Genomic DNA, 21,054 nt, shown 5'->3' on the forward strand with positions numbered 1-21,054 from the left:
GATTGGAAAAGGCAGTGCCGTCATCGCCCCGAATTGCCGTCGCTTTCGGCGGTGGCGGCGCGCGCGGTATTGCCCATCTCCATATTGTCGAGATGCTTGATGAGCTGGGCATCAAGCCGGTCGCCATTGCGGGCTCATCGATAGGTTCGATCATCGGGACTGGAATGGCGAGCGGTATGACAGGCCGCGAGATGCACGAGTATATGGCGGCGATTTTCAATCGCCGTTCCGAAGTCGCAAAACGCATGTGGCAAACCCGTCCGGCCCGTTGGGTCGAATTGCTCAGGCGCGGCTTGCGTGTCAGCCAGTTCAATATCGAAAAGGTGCTGGACGTTTTTCTGCCTGCAAGCCTGCCCACCAATGTGGAAGAACTTGAAATTCCCATGAGTATCACAGCGGCCGACTTCCACGCCGCGCAGGAGATTCATATTCGCGATGGCGATCTGCGTTCGGCGATCGCGGCATCGTGTGCAATACCGCCGGTTTTCGCGCCCGTGCGCAGGGGAGGTCGAATTCTGGTCGATGGTGGTTTATTCAATCCGGTGCCTTTTGATTTGTTATTCGACAAGGCCGATATTGTTATCGGTATCGACGTTGTAGGCACGCCCGTCGGCCCGGACGATTATATGCCTACTACATTCGAGGCAGTGATCGGAGCCAACCAACTGACGATGTGCTCCATCATCGAGAATAAGTTCCGTATCCGCCCGCCGCACATTTTCATCCGTCCCAACGTCGAACGGATCGGCCTTCTTGATTTCCTCAAGTTTGAACAGATCCTGTCGCAAAGTGCAGGCGTTCGCGACGAACTGAAGCGTGCCATAGAACTGGCGGTTGAAGGAAAAGCGGCACCGGTAGAGCGGTTCCTATCTTAACGGAATCATCGGAACCGCTCTATCTTTTTGCTTTTTACGCTTTATCCTGCGCAAAACTGTTTCACACCCTCGCTGCAAATGCTCTGGCCTCAACTCTGGCGAACTGAGTCTATCGGCACCGTAGCGGAGCATTATTCCGCTGGAACGGCCTGCGGTGACGAGGGAGGTGTATCTTTCACCGCCTTGTCGATGCGCTGGCCTTCTCGGGTCGGTTTTACCAGCGGCTCAGGCGTTACAGGCTTGTTGAACAGCAAATGCCGACCGGCCATGATGCCTTCCGAAGCCTGCACGTGGAGCCGATCCTCGTCGCGCTGACGCACGTCTTCACGAATTCCATAGGCCTGGGATTCGGCCATGCCGAGCCCTTCGAGCGTGCGCTGGCCGAAAAGCAGACCGGACTCAAACGTTTCACGCAGTTCGTATTCCACGCCCTGGGCCCTCAATTGCAACGTATGTTCGCGATCATATGAACGGACGAACAGCCTTACGTCTGGATATTCCGACTGGATGAGATTGACGATATGGTTGGTCGTTTCTCGTTTGTGAGTACAGACGGCGACGATTTTCGCCTTTCGGATTCCGGATGCTTCAAGCACGTCTTTGCGGGTGCCATCACCGAAATAAATCCGAAAACCGAATTTCCCGGCTGCACGGACGCGATTGGGAGAACTGTCGATCACCGTTACATCGATACCGCCGGCAAGCAGGATTTGCGCGGCGATCTGACCGTAACGCGAAAAACCGATCATCAGCACGTCGGAACCGGCACCGTCAAAATTCTCCTCAATGACATCAACTGTCTTGTCCTTGATTAGCAGCTTGGATCCCAGCGCAACAGAAAGCGGTGTGAGAGCCATGGAAACGGTGACAGCGGCCACAAGCTCTGAACCGAGAGCGCTGGAGATTATGCCTCCAGCAGTGGCGGCGGAGAAAAGGACGAATGCAAACTCGCCGCCCTGCGGCAGGAGAAAAGCGATCCGCACGGCGTCGTTGTGGTTGGACCGGAAGACACGGCATAACAGGTAGATTATGACAATCTTGGCTGCCATGAAGACGGGGACGGCAAGAACGATAATTTTCCAGTATTGCAGGATCACGGACAAGTTCAGTGACAGGCCGACTGCGACAAAGAACAAACCAAGGAAAATTCCGCGAAATGGTTCGATGTCGGCTTCAAGTTCGTGCCGGTAGGATGATTCCGCCAGCAAGACGCCCGCGATGAATGCGCCCATGGCCATCGAAAGGCCCGCCGCCTGTAGGAGGCTGGCCGACCCAAGGACAACAAAGAGGGCCGCGGCAATCATCACTTCGCGAGCGCCAGTATTCGCGATGATCCGGAACATGGGATTGATGAGATAGCGTCCCGCGATCACCAGTGCTGCAATGGCTGCGATAGCAGTTGCGAGATGAAAACCTGCACTGGCCTGGGAGGGTTCATTCGGTGATAATGCTGGAATGATCGCAAGAATTGGTACGATAGCCAGGTCCTGAAACAGCAGGATCGCAAAGGCGCGCTGCCCATGTTTCTGGTTGGTTTCAGCACGGTCCTCCAGCACCTGCATGGCAAACGCCGTGGAGGAGAGCGCGAGACCGAAACCGATGATGATCCCCGCTTCCGTGCTGAGGCCAGCAAGGTAGATGCCAAGAGTGGTAAGCGCAGCGCCGCAAAGCAACACCTGGGCACTTCCAAGGCCAAAAATCGAGTGGCGGAGAGCCCAGAGTCTCGACGGTTTCAGCTCGAGACCGATAATAAACAGCAGGAACACGACACCGAGTTCGGAGAAATGCAGAAAATCCTCTCCATCGGCAATAAGGCTGGCCACCGGGCCAATGGTGATGCCGGCAGCAAGATAGCCGAGGACCGTGCCAAGCCCTAACCGCTTGAACAGCGGTGCTGCGATAATCGCGCCGCCCAGAATCATCAGGCACTGTAGGTAGAGGTTTCCGCCAGTCGCAACCATGCCAAGCTCTTGGAATTTGGAGAAATGTGGGAGAGCTTGCCTTGAAGCCCTTTGATTTCGGCAATATAGAAACAAGATATGGCTGTAATCAGCCCGATGTCGAACGATTTGACGATATTTTTTGACAAGTCCCGGTTTCGATCACACCGCAGCTTATGGTGTCTGGCGAAACCGAAATGCGCTTGGGAAACTCGGATTATATAATGATTTCAGATAATTCGGCGGAAAAACTTGTCGATCGCGCCGCCGCGCTCGTGGCCGCCGCCAAAAGGGCAGGAGCCGATCACGCTGACGCAGTCGTGATGCGGGCGCGTTCTGTTAGCGTGTCTGTAAGACTGGGCAAGGTTGAGGGAACCGAATCGTCGGAGAGTGATGATTTCTCCCTCCGTGTTTTTGTCGGCCGCCGCATCGCTAGTGTTTCAGCGAACGCAAGCGCTGATCCGGATCGACTTGCAGAACGGGCCGTTGCCATGGCTCGTGTTGCACCGGAAGACCCTTATGAACAGCTCGCCGATCCATCGCTGCTTGTGGCAACGCCTCGCGATCTCGATCTCTATGATTCCACGGAAATCGATTCCGATCGATTGACAAAGGATGCGCTTGCGACGGAAGAGGCGGCGCTCGCCGTTAAGGGGGTGACGAATTCAGGCGGCGCTGGCGCTTCGCGCAGTCTGGGTGGACTGGTGCTCGTCACTTCGACAGGTTTTTCCGGGCACTATGCGGCTACACGTTTTGGGCGGTCGGTCTCAGCCATTGCCGGCGAGGGCACGAAGATGGAGCGCGATTACGATTTCAGTTCGCGCCTGCATTTTTCCGATCTGGATACGCCCGACGAAATAGGTCGTCGCGCTGGTGAACGCGCTGTGCGCAGACTGGGGGCCCGCCAGGCAAAAACGGGCCCCGTCACGGTCGTCTATGATCCCCGACTTGCTCGCGGTATCGCCGGGCATCTCGCAAGCGCCATCAACGGTGCGTCGGTTGCGCGAAAGACCAGCTTTCTTCGCGAAAGTCTCGGCAAACAGGTTCTCAAGCGCGGTCTAAATGTTACCGACAACCCCTTGGTTGTTCGCGGCTCTTCTTCGCGTCCGTTTGACGGCGAAGGGATTGAGGGGCAGCCTTTGACGATGGTGGGCGACGGCGTTCTCAATCATTGGCTGCTTTCCGGATCAAGCGCCCGCGAGCTCGGACTGCAAGGCAATGGGCGCGGCGTTCGCTCCGGTTCAGGCGTTTCGCCTGCATCCACCAATTTCGCCATTGAGCCAGGCTCACAATCGCCGGAAGAGCTAATTCGCGCAATTGGTACAGGCTTTTATGTGACGGAAGTGTTCGGGCAGGGCGTGGATATGATTACCGGCCAGTATAGCCGTGGCGCGTCGGGCTTCTGGATAGAAAATGGAGAACTTGCCTATCCTGTCAGCGAAGTGACGATTGCTTCGAACCTCAAGGACATGTTTCTCAACATGACGCCCGCCTCCGATATTGACCGGAACTTCGGAATGACGGCGCCGACACTCGTAATCGAAGGCATGACCCTTGCCGGAAATTGACAAGCACAAAGAGATTTTCGGGGAACTGGCGCTCTTACGCGATGCGGCGCAAGAAGCAGGACGCATCGCGATGCGCTACTTCGGCAGGTCTCCGGAAGTCTGGCTGAAAGATGGCGTATCGCCGGTAAGCGAAGCGGATCTTGCCGTCGACCGCTATTTGAAGGAGGTCCTTCTGAATGCACGGCCAGATTATGGCTGGATATCGGAAGAGACTATCGATGAACGGGCAACCATTAAACGTAGCCGTGCGTTTGTGGTTGACCCTATCGACGGTACCCGCGCCTATATCGCCGGACAAGATCAGTGGTGTGTGAGCATCGCCATCATTGAAAACGGCCGCCCTTTGGCGGGTGTGCTGGAATGTCCCGTCCGAAAGGAACTCATTGAGGCTGGCAAAGGCGTCGGCGCTTCGCAGAACGGTGCGGCCATTCGCGTCCGACTGCCTTCGCCCGGCGAACAGGTCACTGTCGCGTCGGCTCGAAATATGGTGACGGCGTTACCGGAGAGCTGGCGGGATCGGGTAAAGGTCCATCCCTATGTTCCCTCTCTAGCCTATCGGATTGCAATGGTAGCGCGCGGAGAAATCGCAGGTACCTTCATTCGGCCAAATTCGCATGATTGGGATCTGGCAGCAGCTGATCTGATCCTTGGTGAGTCGGGCGGGGCAATCCTGACAAGCAATGCCTTGCCGATTACGTATGGTGGCCAAACGTTGAGCCATGGCGCTCTGGTTGCCGGTAGCGGGGATCTTCTGCAAGAAATGTTGAGTGTTGTCGCGGAGTGACCCTTGGGTTAATCATGCCGCGATCCAAATTTGTTCAGGGATAATTGTCATGAGCGTCGAAGGCGACAAAAAGCAGCTTCTTCATCTGGTATTCGGCGGAGAGCTGAAAAAGCTTGGCACCGTTGAATTTCGTGATCTTGAGAACCTCGATATCGTTGGCATCTACCCGGATTATGAGTCCGCCAAGACTGCATGGAAGTCCAAGGCTCAGCAAACGGTGGACAATGCACACATGCGCTATTTCATCGTGCACCTGCATCGGTTGCTCGACCCGGAAGGCGTGACATTGAAGGCGGATTGAGCAGCGGCCGATACCGGATGCAGAGCAAAGATAGCTCAGGCCAGCCGCCCGAGCGCAGGAAGCAAGGAATCGCGAAGCGCTTGTGGCGACGCATTCGCGGACCGCTGGCGCAGTCGGCGGTCGTCAAGTCTGTGCTTGTATGGCTGATCACAGCCTACTTCAAGTTCGTCTATCTCACCAATCCGCGGCTGAAGGAATCTGCAGATCCGCAAGCGATCGTCGGCGAGGACGATCCTTTCATCGTGACGTTCTGGCATGGACAACATCTTATGGGGCCGTTCATCTGTCCCAAGGGACTGGAGCTTGTTGCCATGTTTTCGCGAAGTGCCGATGCTGAGCTGAATGCTCGCGTTGCGGAGAAGCTGGGATTGGTGACGGTGCGTGGGTCAGGCGGGCGCGGTTCGCGCTCGAAGCCAGAAAAGGGTGGTGCCCGTGCACTTCTGACCTTGAAGAATGCGCTCAAAAAAGGCCAATCGGCATCAATGATAGCGGACATTGCCCATGGCAAGGCACGGGAAGCCGGGGAAGGTATCATTTTATTGGCGAAATTGTCCGGCCGTCCGATAATACCGGTTGCTTATGCTTTCTCCCGGAACCATGTTTTAGAAAAGTCGTGGGACAAGACGGCGATTCCTCTGCCCTTCGGGCGTTCGATTATCGTGCGCGGCGACAATGTATGGGTCGACGCGGACGCTGATGACACGCAATTGGAAGAAAAACGCATGGAGCTGACGCGCCAACTCAACGACGCGACCGCCAGGGCCTATGCAGCGTTGGAGAAAGCGAAATGAGTGAACGCTGGGCGCGCAATATGTTGTCTGCCTACCGCGTGCTCGGCTCTGCGGCCTATCCTTTCATGGGGCCTTACATTGCCTACCGCGCTTCTCGTGGCAAGGAAGAACGCACGCGTCGCGGTGAGCGTTACGGCAAATCCGTTATCACGCGCCCACAGGGGCCTGTCATTTGGGCTCATGCAGCAAGCGTCGGCGAGACCGTTGCCATCACGCCATTAATTGAGCGCATCGCTGCGACGGGTATCCATATCGTGTTAACAACGGGCACCGTGACATCGGCGAGAGTTGTTGCGGAACAATTGGGTAACAAGGTTATCCACCAATATGCACCACTGGATTTGCAGCCTGCGGTCAACAAGTTTCTCAATCATTGGAAACCTGATCTTGCGATAGGCTGCGAGTCCGAAATCTGGCCCGCAACAGTTCTATCGCTCGGCAGCCGCCACACGCCGCAGGTTCTGGTCAACGGGCGCATGTCTGATCGCTCCTTTGCTGCCTGGCAGAAAAGACCGGCTTTGGCCGAGGCGCTCTTTGAGAATTTCGCCTATGTGGTCGCACAATCAGAACTCGATGCAGACCGCTTCCGGGCGCTCGGAGCGCGACCTGTAAGCGTTTCGGGGAATTTGAAGGTGGATACGAATCCACCGCCAGCCGATCCGCAGGCGCTGGCCTCCTTGCAACGCCAGATCGCCGGACGGCGGACATGGTCTGCAATCTCGACCCATGACGGTGAAGAAGCGATTGCAGCCGAAGTTCACCAGATGCTGAAAGTCCGTTATCCGCATCTTGTCACGATCATCGTGCCGCGCCATCCGGATCGCGCTCCTGCCATTGAGGCTATGCTTGCTGAAAAGGGCCTCAAGGTTGCACGCCGGAGCGCCGGTGAGCCAATCGAAGCCGACACGGATATCCTCCTGGGCGACACGATTGGGGAGATGGGGCTTTATCTTCAGCTCACAGAGATTGCATTCATTGGTAACTCTCTGACCAAGGAAGGCGGACATAATCCGCTGGAACCGGCGATGATGGGGACAGCCGTACTGACGGGACGGAATGTCCAGAACTTCCGTGAATCCTTTCAGCGTCTCATCAAGAATGGCGGTGCGCGCATTGTGAAGGATCGCAATATGCTGGCCGGCGCGATCAACTTCCTGTTCAACAATCCTCAGCATCTTCGTGCGATGATCAATGCCGGCGTGAATACGGTGAAGGATATGCGCGGTGCGCTGGACCGGACTCTTGTAGCGCTTGAGCCATTTATCCAGCCGCTGATCCTGCAGGCACAATTGCCCGGCAATCGCAATGAGGCTGCTTATCAGTCGGGCGGACACTGACGATGGCGAGTGAGGCGCCGCCTTTCTGGTGGGAAAAGCCTGATTGGCGGGCGTTGTCTCTGGCACCTGCGGCTTGGCTTTACGGAATGGTGGCAGGCCGCCGGCTTTTGAAAGCGGAACCACCGCGAATTTCTGTTCCCGTGCTTTGCATTGGCAATTTCACGGTAGGTGGCGCTGGAAAGACCCCGACCGCCATCGCCTTCGCCAATGGCGCAAAAGCGCGGGGATTACGCCCCGGTATCGTGTCACGCGGATATGGCGGCGCTTACAAGGGATTGCACGTGGTCGATGCCGCACATGACCGTGCGCGCTACGCTGGAGACGAGCCGCTTCTATTGGCACGCCATGCCTCGGTAGCTCTTTGTCCTGATCGGCTGAAGGGAGCGCGACATCTGCAAACACTCGGCTGCGATTTCATCATCATGGATGACGGTTTTCAGAGTGCACGGCTTTTTGCCGATTTTTCACTGCTGGTGGTAGATGCGGCACGTGGCATTGGCAATGGAAAGGTCATACCGGCAGGCCCGTTGCGGGCTCCGCTCACCGATCAGATGCGTAAAACCGATGCATTGCTGCGTATCGGCAAGGGCGATGGCGCCGACTTCGTGATCCGTCAGGCCGCGCGAGCGGGCCGACCGATATATGAAGCTCACCTTGAGCCTTCGTCTACAGTGCCGGTCGCAGGCAACCGCTGGCTTGCATTTGCTGGCATCGGCAATCCTGAAAAATTCTATGCAAGCGTTGTTGAAGCTGGTGGTGAAATTGTGGAAACGCGCTCGTTCCCCGATCATCACAGTTTCGAAGCGGATGATATTCGCAGCCTGACAGATGCGGCCCGTCGCCAAGGATTGGGGCTTATCACCACGGCGAAGGATCAGGTGCGGCTGGCAACGATGGTTGGAGTCCCCACGGAATTTCTCGCGAAACTCGCTGTCCTCGACGTAGATCTTAAATTTGATCGAAAGGATGCACTTTACCGTATTCTGGACACGGTTACCGCGCGATTCAAAAATCGCGTAACGAGTTAGAGCATTTCCAGCAAAAGTGCGAAGCGGCAGGATAATGCGTAAAAATAAAGGGATAGAGCGGTTCAGGCCATTCTGTCCAAACAGGAACCGCTCTAGCTTCAGGCTTTCTTGCGGCTACGCAGCTCAGGATTGACTTCCAGCTCACGTTCGAAGGAAATCAGCCCTGTTGCATAAGGTTCCTGCCGGGCCACGCTCCAATATTTCAGTTCATCAAGCGGGATATGCGCGCCGGTCACTGCGCATGCCACATAGGCACCATGTCTGACGATCTCATAATCACCGTCGAGATAGCGCAGAACTGCTTCGGACGAGCGGGGCGATTCAAATTTATTCATGTGTCTAAAACCTTTACAGCTGACTCTAGCAAGTGTCGTTCATTGCGTCCAGCCGTACCGCGTCCCGCTGGGTCGCAATTTTGTCAACGCCGACCAAAAAGCCGCTCGATATCCGTCAGTTTCAGTTCGATATAGGTAGGGCGCCCATGGTTGCAGGTGCTGGAGCCAGGGGTAGCTTCCATTTCACGCAGAAGCGCGTTCATTTCTTCAGGCTTCAGTCGTCGTCCGGACCGAACGGAGCCATGACAGGCCATCGTTGCAGCTACATGGTTCAACATCGCTTTCAGTCCGTCGGAAGTATCGTGTTCCGCAATCTCATCCGACAGATCGCGGATCAATTGCTGCACGTTCATTTCTCCGAGCATGGCAGGCGTCTCACGCACCGCGATAGCGCCCGGGCCGAATTGTTCAATGCCAAGACCGAAGCGTGCAAGGGTTTCTGCGTGCGTGGCCAGCCGTTCGGCATCTTCTTCCGCCAAGTCCACAATCTCGGGAATGAGCAGCATTTGCCCCGGGATCGGGCGGGAATGCAGCGCGTTTTTCAAGGCTTCATAAACAAGACGTTCGTGTGCTGCGTGCTGGTCAACGATGACGAGACTGTCTTCCGTTTGGGACACGATATAGTTGGCGTGGATTTGTGCGCGAGCTGCACCAAGCGGTTTCTGCTGGAGTTCCACTGGCGCTTCATCAAGCGTTGCGCGAGCATCCGCTGCGAGCACATCGATAGCAGCGAGCGTCGTCTGATCGCTCTCCTGAAAAGACGGAGAGGTTGCGAAATCGAGTGGCCTATGGGCGGGATGGGCTGTTTGAGGGGACCACTCGCTCCGGGGGGGCGGAGGCGCAGAGCGCCAAGTCGCGGAGGCATAAGCCGTAGATGAAGAACGTGAGGCGAAGGATGACGAAGATGGCTGGAAACCTTCCGCCCGGAAAGCTTGCAGCATGGCATCCGCACCGCTGGTCGCGGGCCGTATGCCCGATTGCGCCAGTGCCTGTTTGATCGCTCCGACGATCAGTCCGCGCACCAGCCCGGGATCGCGAAACCGGACGTCTGCCTTGGCAGGATGTACGTTGACATCGACAAGTGCGGGGTCCAGCGTCAGAAACAATACCGCAACCGGATAGCGGTCCCGCGCCATCACGTCTGCATAGGCCCCGCGCAATGCACCGAAAAGCTGCTTGTCACGCACCGGGCGACCGTTGACATAGGCGAATTGATGCAGGGCATTGCCGCGATTGTGCGAGGGAATGCCGACAAATCCCGCTAGCCGCACACCGTCGCGCTCGGCATCGATGGCGAGCGCGTTTTCACCGAACTCTTTTCCCAGTACCTGATTGATGCGCTCAAGCGTTGCTTCCGCGCCACTGCCGGTTGCGGCCAGGTCCAGCGGTGTCCTGTCGGTGCCTGCGAGCGAAAAGCGGATATGCGGAAAGGCAATTGCGATGCGTTTGATGACATCGGTTATGGCGGACGCTTCCGCGCGGTCCGTCTTCATGAACTTGAGGCGGGCGGGCGTCGCATAAAAAAGATCGCGCACCTCAGCGATCGTTCCACGATTGAGTGCTGAAGGACGAGGCCCTTCCAAATGTCCGCCGGAAACGGAAACTTCGAAACCGGAATCGGCGTCCTGCGGACGGGACTTGAGAACGAGCTTGGCGACCGAGCCGATGGATGGCAAAGCCTCACCGCGAAATCCCAGTGCACGGATATCATGTACATCGTCGGACAGCTTGGAGGTGCAGTGGCGGGAAACTGCCAAAGGCAGTTCATCCACGGGAATGCCTGACCCATTGTCCGTTACACGCAGCAAGGTCTTGCCGCCGCCGCCTGTTACGACCTCGATGCGGGTCGCACCGGCGTCGATGGCATTTTCGACAAGTTCCTTGATGACGCTGGCGGGGCGTTCAATGACTTCACCCGCCGCGATCTGGTTAATGATGGTTTCGCTTAAGTGTCGAATGGGCATGCGCAGACTATAGAAGGATTCGCATCCGTAAAGAACACGGTTCTATTGCCCGCCAGCCCGACTTCTGCGCGCCGACAGGCGTTGCCAAAATTCTCATGCCGGCTTCATCGCCGATAGCCGCCTTATTGCGTTGCGTAGTCCTTGTATGCGGGCAGATTCAAATCCTTAAGGCTGTCTGCATTGATAACTGCTCGGGCCACGGCTTCGGCCATCACGGCCGCTCCTATTGCTCCTATTGCCGTTACATCCGCCTCCACACCCTTCGCCTTGCCTGTGGAAAGCGCGAAGATCGTGTCGCCGTCCCACATAGTGTGGATGGGGTTGATCGCGCGCGCAAAGCCGTCATGCGCCATGCCTGCGATCTTTTTAAGCTGGGCTTTGTCGAACGGAACGTTGGTCGCTATTGCACCGATCGTTGTGTTGGCGCCACCCGACTTGACCACACCATGGCCCTGCATGATGGCGGACATGGTATCGCGGAATCCCTTGCCGTCCTCTGCGCGCGCACCTGCCAGTATCTGGCGTGAATTAGGCGCATAAACATCACCGACCGCATTGACAGCCACGATGGCGCCAACCACGATTTCGGTTCCGGGCACCTTATAGCTGGCTGTGCCGAGTCCGCCCTTCATGGCGTAGTCCATGCCGAACATCTTGCCCACAGTTGCACCCGCACCCGCGCCAATATTGCCTTCGCCCGAAGGTTCAGCCTTGGCTGCCTTGCAGGCCAGATAACCGGCTTCCTCATCGGGACGGACAGAAAAATCACCAACGCCCAGATCCATGAGGATTGCGGCCGGTACAATCGGAACCACGCCCTTGCCGATCTTGAAGCCGAGATTGTTCTCTTCAAGATAACGCATCACTCCGGTGGCAGCCGCCAGACCATAGGCGCTGCCGCCCGATAGCAGGATAGCCTGAACCCGCTGCACGTAATTGATCGGATCAAGCAGATCGGTTTCACGTGTGCCGGGCGCAGAGCCACGCACATCGACCCCAGCAGAAGCGCCTTCCTCGCAAAGCAGGACCGTGCACCCGGTCGGGCGCTTTGTCAGCGTGTGATGACCCAGCTTGACGCCAGGCACATCCGTGATACTTCCATCCATAAGTTCCAGCACGCTTTCTCCTCCCTTGCTTGCGGCCGACGCACCCTTGACGACAAAGGGCATTGCTCCAAGTCCTGCAAGCGACATGGCAAATGTTCTTCGATCCATGAACAGTTTTCTCCTCCATTATCACCCTGTTGTGAGTGCATATTCTTTGCAGGCCGAGCCTCTCCTACATCGTTCGGCCTGCGATCCTGCTTCTCCCAGATTGCGACGAGCCAAGATTTATCACCCAAATCCTTGTCGGTAACTGAAACTTGTCCGCAAAAGGCTTTCCATTTGGTCATAACCGTGTTACCAGCCGGTGCCAATTCAACCTAGCAAACCAGATGTGTCGCTGCTCCCGGACCTATTCCGGAGAGGCGGCTTTTCTCATTCGATAAAACCGGCAAAGGAATTGGCAATGGCTAAAATCGTGGAATCGCCCACTGGCGCTCTCGCTCTCACATTCGACGATGTGCTGCTCCAGCCAGGCCATTCCGAAGTAATGCCGGGGCAGGTCGATCTGCGCACGCGCATCGCCAAGGATATCGAGCTTAATCTTCCTCTTCTTTCGGCGGCTATGGACACTGTAACGGAGTCTCGTTTGGCCATCGCGATGGCACAGGCTGGCGGCATCGGGGTTATCCACCGCAATCTGACGCCGGAGCGTCAGGCCGAGGAGGTCCGTCAAGTCAAGAAATTCGAGTCCGGCATGGTTGTGAACCCCGTTACTATCGGGCCGGATGCCACTCTGGCCGATGCGCAGGCATTGATGAAGGCGCATGGCATTTCGGGTATTCCGGTTGTTGAGAATGCAACCAAAGGGCCGGGGCGCCTTGTCGGCATCCTGACCAACCGTGATGTGCGTTTTGCTTCCGATCCGAAGCAGAAAATCCACGAACTGATGACCCGGGAAAACCTGATAACGGTCCGCGAGAATGTCAATCAGGACGAAGCAAAGCGCCTGTTGCACGCTCATCGCATTGAAAAGCTTCTCGTCGTTGACGATCAGGGTCGTTGTGTCGGTCTGGTTACGGTCAAGGATATCGAAAAGTCACAACTCAATCCCAACGCTGCCAAGGATGCGCAAGGTCGTCTGCGCGCTGCTGCTGCAACGAGCGTCGGCGACGACGGTTACGAGCGTGCCGAGCGCCTCATTGAAGCGGGCGTGGATCTTCTGGTCGTGGATACGGCGCATGGTCATTCGCAGCGCGTTCTCGACGCGGTGGCCCGCATCAAGAAAGCTTATCCGAATGTCGCAATTCTTGCGGGCAACGTGGCGACGACCGCCGGTACGCAGGCGCTGATCGATGCCGGGGCGGATGCAGTCAAGGTTGGTATCGGACCGGGTTCGATCTGCACGACGCGTATTGTTGCCGGTGTCGGCGTTCCGCAGCTTTCGGCTATTATGTCTGCCGTCGAGGCAGCACAGAAGCAAAATATCCCTGTGATCGCTGATGGCGGTATCAAGTTCTCCGGCGATTTCGCCAAGGCGCTCGCCGCTGGTGCGGTCGCTGCGATGGCTGGCTCACTGCTGGCCGGTACCGAGGAAAGCCCCGGCGAAGTCTATCTGCATCAGGGCCGCTCGTTCAAAGCCTATCGCGGCATGGGCTCTGTCGGAGCCATGGCGCGCGGTTCGGCCGATCGTTATTTCCAGGCTGAAGTGCGCGATGAATTGAAGCTCGTACCTGAAGGTATCGAGGGACAGGTCGCCTATAAAGGGCCTATATCCGCGGTTCTTCACCAGCTCGCAGGGGGCTTGCGCGCTTCTATGGGTTATGTGGGTGCGAAGACGCTGGAAGAGTTCCGCGAAAAAGCAACCTTTGTGCGCATTTCCAATGCGGGCTTGCGGGAAAGCCATTCGCACGGGGTTGCAATTACCCGCGAGAGCCCCAACTATCCTGGCGGTATGTAATATCATATCGCATCGGTGAGATGAAAAGGGGGGCAGCGCAATTGCGCCGCCCCCTTTTGTTTTCAGTTTTTGCCGGACGCGGCTTCGACCGGGAGACGGCTGTAATGTCCACCTCATCGAGCCAAATCGGACTACCTCATCTAAAATCGCCGCGGTCTTATGATCCGAGGGTGTTGAGGTCGTTCGCGTTCACTTTCAATTCTTGCGCGCTTTCGGTGATGCAGTCGGCAAGCGCGTTAAAATCCTTTCGACGCATGCTCTGCCGCCGCCAGAACAGCGCAATCTCGCGTTTAGGCTGTTCGCCGTCAAACGGGATGATACGCATGTGATTGCTGCGTGTTTCGGCGCGCACCGCGATTTCTGGGATGAGTGTAAGGCCCAAGCCATGGCTTACCATTTGTAAAAGGGTGGTCATGCTGGTGGCGCCATACTTTACCAACTGGCGTTGCGAGGGCAGGGCGCAAACGGCAAGCGCCTGATCCCGCATACAGTGTCCTTCCTCCAACAGGAGCAAACGTTCGAGAGCGACATTGTCCTGTGTCATCGGCGACGCAAGGACCGTTTGATCATTGGTGGAGGTCGCGATCAGAAAGCGATCATCGAAAAGTTTTTTCTGGGCGAGGCGCTCGTCATCTATGGGAAGGGCCGCGACAATCGCATCGATCTCACCGGCATGCAGTTCGTCGAGCAGTTTGGCGGTTACGCTTTCTCGCAATTGAAGGCGGAATGACGGATGCCTTTCGCGCAAAAGCGGAATGAGAACCGGGACCAGATAGGGGGCAACAGTGGGTATAATACCCAGCCGCAACCGTGTTTGCAGGAGTCCCCGGCTTTGCGCGGCTATCTCCTCAAGTGACTGGAGCTCACGCAAGACAGTCTGGATGCCCGGATAAAGTTGCTTGCCGAGTTCCGTCATTATGACCTGCCGCTGCGAGCGTTCAAATAGCGGCGCCCCTGCAAGGGCTTCCATCTCCGTGATCTGGGCTGAAAGTGCCGGTTGCGACACGTGGGCGAGTTGCGCGGCCTTGCGAAAATGCAATGTGGTGGCAAGCGCTTCGAAATAGCGCATCTGACGTACAGTAAACATGATAGGAAAAACTTATCGAAAATTATCGAAAAAGCAATTGGAGATTATGACTGGAATGAGTCTAATCTACACCAATTGCCCAGCCACGGCATGACACGGATAAGCCATGTCATGCTTGTGGCAAGGCTGATCGTATTCCAATATTGACTTTTCAGGAGGGAATTCCCATGGCAGATCGCCCGATAATGACGACGAGTGCAGGCGCTCCGATACCGGACAATCAGAATTCCCTTAGTGCGGGCGAGCGTGGCCCGCTGTTGATGCAGGATTATCAGCTCATTGAAAAACTGAGCCATCAAAACCGTGAACGCATTCCAGAACGAGCAGTTCACGCCAAGGGGTGGGGGGCTTATGGTACGCTGACCATCACCGGTGATATCTCGAAATATACCAAGGCCAAGGCTCTGCAGCCGGGCGCTCAGACACCGATGCTGGCCCGTTTTTCCACCGTTGCCGGTGAACTTGGGGCTGCCGACGCTGAACGCGATGCGCGCGGTTTTGCTCTGAAATTCTACACCGATGAAGGCAACTGGGATCTGGTCGGCAATAATACGCCTGTGTTCTTCGTGCGTGATCCGGTCAAGTTCCCGGATTTCATTCATACCCAGAAGCGCCATCCCAAGACCAACCTGCGTTCAGCGACAGCCATGTGGGACTTCTGGTCGCTCTCACCGGAAAGCCTGCATCAGGTAACGATCCTGATGTCGGATCGCGGTCTGCCTACGGACGTCCGGCACATCAACGGATACGGCTCTCATACCTATTCGTTCTGGAACGATGCCGGTGAGCGCTATTGGGTCAAGTTCCATTTCAAGACCATGCAGGGCCACAGGCACTGGACCAATGCGGAAGCCGAGACTGTAATTGGCCGTACGCGTGAATCCACGCAGGAAGATCTTTTCACCTCCATCGACAAGGGCGACTATCCGAAGTGGAGGGTTCAGGTGCAGATTATGCCGGAACTCGATGCTGACAAGACGCCCTACAACCCGTTCGATCTCACCAAGGTCTGGCCGCATGCAGATTATCCGCCGATCGATATCGGCATCATGGAACTGAACCGCAATCCGGAAAACTATTTCGCCGAGATCGAGAATGCGGCGTTCTCGCCTTCCAATATCGTTCCCGGTATCGGGTTTTCTCCGGACAAGATGCTGCAGGCGCGTATTTTTTCCTATGCGGACGCACACCGTCACCGGCTTGGCACGCATTACGAAAGCATTCCGGTCAACCAGCCGAAATGCCCGGTTCATCACTATCATCGCGATGGCCAGATGAATGTCTATGGCGGGATCAAGACCGGCAATCCGGATGCCTATTATGAGCCGAACTCCTTCAACGGACCTGTGGAACAGCCGTCCGCCAAGGAGCCGCCTTTGAAGATTTCCGGTGATGCGGATCGCTATAACCACCGCGTCGGCAATGATGATTATTCGCAGCCGCGCGCGCTCTTCAATCTGTTCGATGAAGGACAAAGACAGCGCCTCTTCGCAAACATTGCCGCAGCAATGAATGGCGTGCCTGGTTTCATCATCGAGCGCCAGCTCGGTCATTTCAAGCTTGTCCATCCTGAGTATGAAGCTGGCGTGCGCAAGGCGCTCAAGGATGCTCATGGCTATGAAGCCAACACGATTGCCTTGGGCGAAGAAGCAACAGCGGCTGAATAAGCTGGCATTGCAAGTTGGTGAAAGCCGGAGCTCGCTGCTCCGGCTTTTTGTTTTGATTTGCCGATTGCCTTTTCCCTGCAAGGAAGGCTATTCCCGAGCAGGCATTCGAGAAGGAGACACAATGCGGCTTGGCGGACGCCTGCAGGCGGCTATCGAGGTATTGGATCAGATCGAAGCGGGCACGCGCCCGGCTTCTGACGTGCTGAAGGATTGGGGTGCTTCCCATCGTTTCGCAGGCGCAGGCGATCGCGCTGTGATCGGCAATATCGTCTATGACGCACTGCGCCGCAAACAGTCCATTGCGTGGCGAATGGATGCCGACGACGCCCGCGCTCTGGCATTCGGCGCTTTGCTGGCCGATGGCGGCATGGATATTGCGGCGATCGATACAGTCCTCGACGGTGACAAGTTCGCGCCCGAAACGTTGGAACGGTCGCGCCGTATGGCCTGGGAAAACCGCGATATTGCCGAGGCACCCGCTCACGTTCAAGCGGACATACCGGAATGGTGTGTCTCGTCGTTTGAGGAGCTTTTTGGTGCGCGCTGGGTCGACGAGGGTAGAGCGCTGGCAACGCGGCCACCTGTTGATCTGCGCGTCAACAGTTTGAAGGCCAAGCCCGAGCAAACGCTTGCGGCCCTGACAAAAGCCGGCGCTGCGCCGGCGCCATTCCTATTGCAAGCCCTGCGCATACCGCCGATCGAAGCGCTTGGTCGCCATCCAAATGTGCAGGGCGAGCAGGCTTTTGTCGACGGCTGGTTTGAGGTTCAGGATCTCGGGTCACAGCTTGCCGCGCTCTTTGCCGGTGCGAAGCCTGGTCAGCAGGTGCTGGATTATTGTGCGGGAGCCGGCGGCAAGACATTGGCTCTGGCGGCTGCAATGCAAAACAGCGGTCAAATTCATGCCTATGATGCCGAACGTGCGCGGCTTTCGCCCATGCATGAACGACTGCAGCGTGCAGGGGTCCGCAATACACAGGTGCATGGAAATCTCGACGCGCTCGGCCCGCTCACGGGGCAGATGGATCTTGTGCTTACCGACGCGCCTTGCACTGGTTCCGGTACATGGCGTCGCCGGCCAGATGCAAAATGGCGGTTGAACGAGCAGCAGCTTGAGCGGCGCGTTCAGGATCAGAAGGAAGTGCTGGAATCGGCCAGGCATTATGTGAAGCAGGGAGGGCGGCTTGCTTATGTCACCTGCTCGCTCTTTGCTGAAGAAAATACCCGGCAAGTGGCGCGGTTTCTCGCCGATAACGCTGATTTTACGGAAGTTGCGCCGCAGTCCTTGTGGGATGCTGTTGTCGCGAATGCCGGTAACACGAAGCCGGTATTCCCCTCGCACGGCGCGGTATTTTCGCCATTCTCCACTGACACTGACGGATTTTATGTGAGCGTTCTGCAAAGGGCGGAATAGAGCGTTGCCAGCAAAAGTGCGAAGCGGTTTTGCGCCGGATAACGCGTAAAGCAAATGGATGGAACGGGGAGCCGAACCGATGTCAGCACACCGTGTAGCAGAACCGGATTTCAAGGAGCGCGTGGAGGAAAGCTTCGGGCGGCAGGCTGCGATGAAGCTGATCGGCGCTGAACTGTCGCGGTGTGAGCCCGGTATCGTCGAAATCGAAATGCCGTTCCGTGAAGAACTGACGCAACAGCACGGCATTCTCCACGCGGGCGTGATTTCCGCTGCGCTCGATTCCGCTTGCGGTTACGCAGCACTTACGCTGATGCCATCCGATGCGGCAGTGCTAACCATCGAATTCAAAGTGAACCTGCTTGCCCCCGGCAAGGGCGAGCGCTTTCTGTTCCGTGGCGAGGTGACCAAGCCTGGTCGGACTATCATGGTCAGTGATGGCCAGGCATTTGCCGTTACCGATACGGAAGTGCGCCTGATTGCGACGATGACTGGAACGATGATGGTCGTGCAGGATAGAAAGGGCTTGCAGGGATGATAAAGACCGTTGCCGGAAAGCGCTTGCTCTATGTTATGGCAGCGGATGCCGAATACGGGCGTCATCTGGCAAAACTCTTCACGCCGGTCATGATTGGGGTTGGGCCGGTCGAAGCGGCAGCCAATCTCGCATATGCTCTTGGCAGCCTGATCCATGCAGGCGAAAAACCCGATCTGGTAGTCTCGCTTGGTTCTGCCGGGTCAGCCAGATTGGCTCGAGCACAAGTTTTTCAGGTGTCCTCCGTATGTTATCGAGATATGGATGCTTCGCCGCTCGGGTTCGAAAAGGGCGCAACACCTTTTCTCGATCTTCCCAAGGTAGTGGAACTTCCGATTTCCGTGCCTGAAGTCCCTGCAGCATCGCTTTCCACCGGCGCAAACATTGTCTCCGGCGCTGTTTATGCGACGATTGATGCAGATATGGTGGATATGGAGACCTATGCCTGCCTGCGGACCTGCCAACTGGCAGGCGTACCGCTTTTCGGGCTGCGAGGCATCTCGGATGGAGCAAGCGAGTTGCAGCATGTCGGCGATTGGACGCAGTATCTGCATATTATCGATGAAAAACTGGCTCACGCTGTCGAGCGATTGGAGGCAGCAATCGCCGATGGCCTCATCTCCTCCTGACAATGGTGTGTCAGTACAACCCCTTTTTTGGCAACGCACTTGTTGAGCATATCGTCTATACCCCATATAGGCATTGCATCCCGACCACTTTTTAAATAGATGCTGCACATGAGTATCACGGCACATCCCGACACAATCCTTATCATCGACTTTGGCAGCCAGGTCACGCAGCTGATTGCGCGTCGTGTGCGCGAAGCCAATGTCTATTGTGAAATCGTTCCTTTTCAGTCTGCTGAAGAGGCCTTCAGACGGCTGAAGCCGAAGGGTGTTATCCTTTCCGGCAGTCCGCATTCGACGACCGATATCGGGTCGCCGCGGGCGCCGCAGTCTGTCTTTGAAGAGGGCATTCCGGTCCTCGGCATTTGCTATGGCGAGCAGACCATGTGTGCCCAACTGGGCGGCAAGGTGGAAGGCGGCCATGACCGCGAATTTGGCCGCGCCTTCCTGGATGTGCAGGAAGACAGTCCGCTTTTCGATGGCATCTGGGCCAAGGGTACGCGCCATCAGGTCTGGATGAGCCACGGTGACCGAGTAACGTCGCTTCCTGATGGCTTCACCATTATCGGTACATCACCGAACGCTCCTTTTGCAGCCATTGCTGATGAAAAGCGCAAATATTACGGCGTGCAGTTCCATCCGGAAGTCGTACATACGCCGGATGGCGCGAAGCTGTTGCAGAATTTCGTTCATCGTATTGTCGGCGTGAAGCCAGGCTGGACGATGGGCGCTTATCGCGAGCAGGCCGTGGAGGCGATCCGCAAACAGGTTGGCAGCGGAAAGGTTATCTGCGCGCTTTCTGGTGGTGTGGATTCGTCTGTTGCAGCACTTCTGGCGCACGAAGCCATTGGCGATCAGCTCACCTGTATCCTCGTCGATCACGGTCTGATGCGCAAGAACGAGGCGAAGCAGGTCGTTGAAATGTTCCGCGAACATTACAATCTGCCATTGATCCTTGTAGATGCTTCCGACCGCTTCATCGGCGCACTGGAAGGCGAAACCGATCCGGAAAAGAAGCGCAAGACGATTGGACGTCTCTTCATCGAAGTGTTTGAGGAAGAAGCCAAGAAGCTGGGCGGCGCGGACTTCCTCGTGCAGGGCACGCTTTATCCGGATGTGATCGAAAGCGTTTCCTTCACCGGCGGACCTTCGGTCACGATCAAGTCGCACCACAATGTCGGTGGCTTGCCGGAACGTATGAAGATGCAGCTGGTCGAGCCGCTGCGCGAACTGTTCAAGGATGAAGTTCGCCTGCTCGGCAAAGAACTTGGCCTGCCGGACAGCTTTATCGGTCGCCATCCGTTCCCTGGACCGGGCCTTGCGATTCGCTGCCCCGGGGGCATCACGCGGGAAAAGCTGGAAATTCTCCGTGAAGCGGATGCGATCTATTTGGACGAAATCCGCAAGGCAGGTCTTTACGATGCCATCTGGCAGGCTTTCGCAGTTCTGCTGCCGGTCCAGACCGTTGGCGTGATGGGTGATGGCCGTACCTACGAATTCGTCTGCGCTCTGCGTGCCGTGACGTCGGTGGACGGCATGACCGCTGACTTCTATCACTACGACATGAACTTCCTTGGCAATGCAGCAACCCGCATCATCAATGAAGTGCGCGGCATCAATCGCGTCGTCTATGACGTGACCTCGAAGCCGCCCGGCACGATTGAGTGGGAATGATTTGATTCTGCTTATCGCGCAAATCTGCTCTGATCGATCGAAAAGCTTTTCCATTTATGCCCGCCAGTTCTTGCTGGCGGGCATAAACCACTTTTATCGAAGGCTGGCAGAGCCTGATCAGAATGACGCAA

At 56.6% G+C, this 21,054-nt stretch carries 18 protein-coding genes; 13 read left to right on the forward strand and 5 right to left on the reverse strand.

All coding sequences use genetic code 11. The features are described 5' to 3' along the window. Positions 1-2 precede the first annotated feature (2 nt). Positions 3-875 (forward strand): patatin-like phospholipase family protein, encoded by an 873-nt coding sequence (locus F9K78_RS07435; RefSeq protein ID WP_121986300.1) that lies wholly within the window; start codon positions 3-5, stop codon positions 873-875. Between the two features lie 131 nt (positions 876-1,006). Here the strand turns inward: F9K78_RS07435 and F9K78_RS07440 are convergent, their stop codons facing one another. Next, complete coding sequence (locus F9K78_RS07440) at positions 1,007-2,836, reverse strand: monovalent cation:proton antiporter-2 (CPA2) family protein (protein ID WP_121980987.1); 1,830 nt, start codon at positions 2,834-2,836, stop codon at positions 1,007-1,009. 203 nt (positions 2,837-3,039) lie between these two features. Between F9K78_RS07440 and F9K78_RS07445 the strand changes: the two genes are divergently transcribed. From F9K78_RS07445 to lpxK, 6 genes are read left to right on the forward strand one after another with little or no spacing between them, the layout of a single operon-like run. Next, the gene (locus F9K78_RS07445; RefSeq protein ID WP_121986361.1) at positions 3,040-4,383 is read left to right on the forward strand and encodes a TldD/PmbA family protein; all 1,344 of its coding nucleotides are present in this window, start codon (positions 3,040-3,042) and stop codon (positions 4,381-4,383) included. Then, complete coding sequence (locus F9K78_RS07450; RefSeq protein ID WP_121986301.1) at positions 4,370-5,167, forward strand: 3'(2'),5'-bisphosphate nucleotidase CysQ; 798 nt, start codon at positions 4,370-4,372, stop codon at positions 5,165-5,167. The genes F9K78_RS07445 and F9K78_RS07450 overlap by 14 nt, the downstream gene beginning before the upstream one ends. Positions 5,168-5,216: 49 nt before the next feature. Next, positions 5,217-5,468 carry a DUF4170 domain-containing protein gene (locus tag F9K78_RS07455; RefSeq protein WP_006472753.1) on the forward strand — a complete coding sequence of 84 codons (252 nt, stop codon included), beginning with the start codon at positions 5,217-5,219 and terminating at the stop codon, positions 5,466-5,468. Between the two features lie 17 nt (positions 5,469-5,485). Beyond that, on the forward strand, positions 5,486-6,259 hold the full coding sequence (locus F9K78_RS07460) for a lysophospholipid acyltransferase family protein (RefSeq protein WP_121986302.1): 774 nt from the start codon (positions 5,486-5,488) through the stop codon (positions 6,257-6,259). Then, positions 6,256-7,596 carry a lipid IV(A) 3-deoxy-D-manno-octulosonic acid transferase gene (gene waaA / locus F9K78_RS07465; RefSeq protein WP_121980984.1) on the forward strand — a complete coding sequence of 447 codons (1,341 nt, stop codon included), beginning with the start codon at positions 6,256-6,258 and terminating at the stop codon, positions 7,594-7,596. The genes F9K78_RS07460 and waaA overlap by 4 nt, the downstream gene beginning before the upstream one ends. A 2-nt stretch (positions 7,597-7,598) precedes the next feature. Continuing rightward, positions 7,599-8,624: a tetraacyldisaccharide 4'-kinase gene (gene lpxK / locus F9K78_RS07470; RefSeq protein WP_121986303.1), complete on the forward strand. Its 1,026-nt coding sequence runs from the start codon at positions 7,599-7,601 to the stop codon at positions 8,622-8,624. 98 nt (positions 8,625-8,722) lie between these two features. Here lpxK and F9K78_RS07475 read toward each other — a convergent pair whose 3' ends face one another. The 3 genes from F9K78_RS07475 to F9K78_RS07485 all read right to left on the reverse strand — a co-directional run bounded on the left by F9K78_RS07475 (position 8,723) and on the right by F9K78_RS07485 (position 12,137). Continuing rightward, positions 8,723-8,959, reverse strand: coding sequence for a DUF2093 domain-containing protein (locus F9K78_RS07475; protein WP_104755504.1), 237 nt, complete (start codon positions 8,957-8,959; stop codon positions 8,723-8,725). A gap of 83 nt (positions 8,960-9,042) precedes the next feature. Then, positions 9,043-10,923 carry a DNA mismatch repair endonuclease MutL gene (mutL, locus tag F9K78_RS07480; RefSeq protein WP_121986304.1) on the reverse strand — a complete coding sequence of 627 codons (1,881 nt, stop codon included), beginning with the start codon at positions 10,921-10,923 and terminating at the stop codon, positions 9,043-9,045. 122 nt (positions 10,924-11,045) lie between these two features. After that, positions 11,046-12,137 (reverse strand): P1 family peptidase, encoded by a 1,092-nt coding sequence (locus F9K78_RS07485; protein WP_121986305.1) that lies wholly within the window; start codon positions 12,135-12,137, stop codon positions 11,046-11,048. 295 nt (positions 12,138-12,432) lie between these two features. On the opposite strand from F9K78_RS07485, the gene guaB reads away from it, so the two are divergent. Beyond that, on the forward strand, positions 12,433-13,926 hold the full coding sequence (gene guaB, locus F9K78_RS07490) for an IMP dehydrogenase (RefSeq protein WP_121986306.1): 1,494 nt from the start codon (positions 12,433-12,435) through the stop codon (positions 13,924-13,926). A gap of 157 nt (positions 13,927-14,083) precedes the next feature. Here guaB and F9K78_RS07495 read toward each other — a convergent pair whose 3' ends face one another. Continuing rightward, on the reverse strand, positions 14,084-15,013 hold the full coding sequence (locus F9K78_RS07495) for a hydrogen peroxide-inducible genes activator (protein WP_121986307.1): 930 nt from the start codon (positions 15,011-15,013) through the stop codon (positions 14,084-14,086). A 167-nt stretch (positions 15,014-15,180) separates the two neighbouring features. Here F9K78_RS07495 and katA point away from each other — a divergent pair, with 167 nt between their 5' ends. From katA to guaA, 5 genes are all read left to right on the forward strand, one after another. After that, positions 15,181-16,680, forward strand: a complete 1,500-nt coding sequence (gene katA, locus F9K78_RS07500; RefSeq protein WP_151682114.1) for a catalase KatA — start codon at positions 15,181-15,183, stop codon at positions 16,678-16,680. Between the two features lie 121 nt (positions 16,681-16,801). After that, positions 16,802-18,091: an RsmB/NOP family class I SAM-dependent RNA methyltransferase gene (locus F9K78_RS07505; protein ID WP_121986309.1), complete on the forward strand. Its 1,290-nt coding sequence runs from the start codon at positions 16,802-16,804 to the stop codon at positions 18,089-18,091. Between the two features lie 79 nt (positions 18,092-18,170). Further along, entirely contained in the window at positions 18,171-18,626 is a 456-nt protein-coding gene (locus tag F9K78_RS07510; protein ID WP_121986362.1) for a PaaI family thioesterase, read from the forward strand. Continuing rightward, positions 18,623-19,252, forward strand: coding sequence for a 5'-methylthioadenosine/S-adenosylhomocysteine nucleosidase (locus tag F9K78_RS07515; protein WP_121986310.1), 630 nt, complete (start codon positions 18,623-18,625; stop codon positions 19,250-19,252). The genes F9K78_RS07510 and F9K78_RS07515 overlap by 4 nt, the downstream gene beginning before the upstream one ends. Before the next feature lie 108 nt (positions 19,253-19,360). Further along, positions 19,361-20,923 (forward strand): glutamine-hydrolyzing GMP synthase, encoded by a 1,563-nt coding sequence (guaA, locus tag F9K78_RS07520; protein WP_121986363.1) that lies wholly within the window; start codon positions 19,361-19,363, stop codon positions 20,921-20,923. Positions 20,924-21,054 lie beyond the last annotated feature (131 nt).

Origin of the sequence: Brucella pseudintermedia (assembly GCF_008932435.1) — a bacterium.
Classification (GTDB): domain Bacteria; phylum Pseudomonadota; class Alphaproteobacteria; order Rhizobiales; family Rhizobiaceae; genus Brucella; species Brucella pseudintermedia.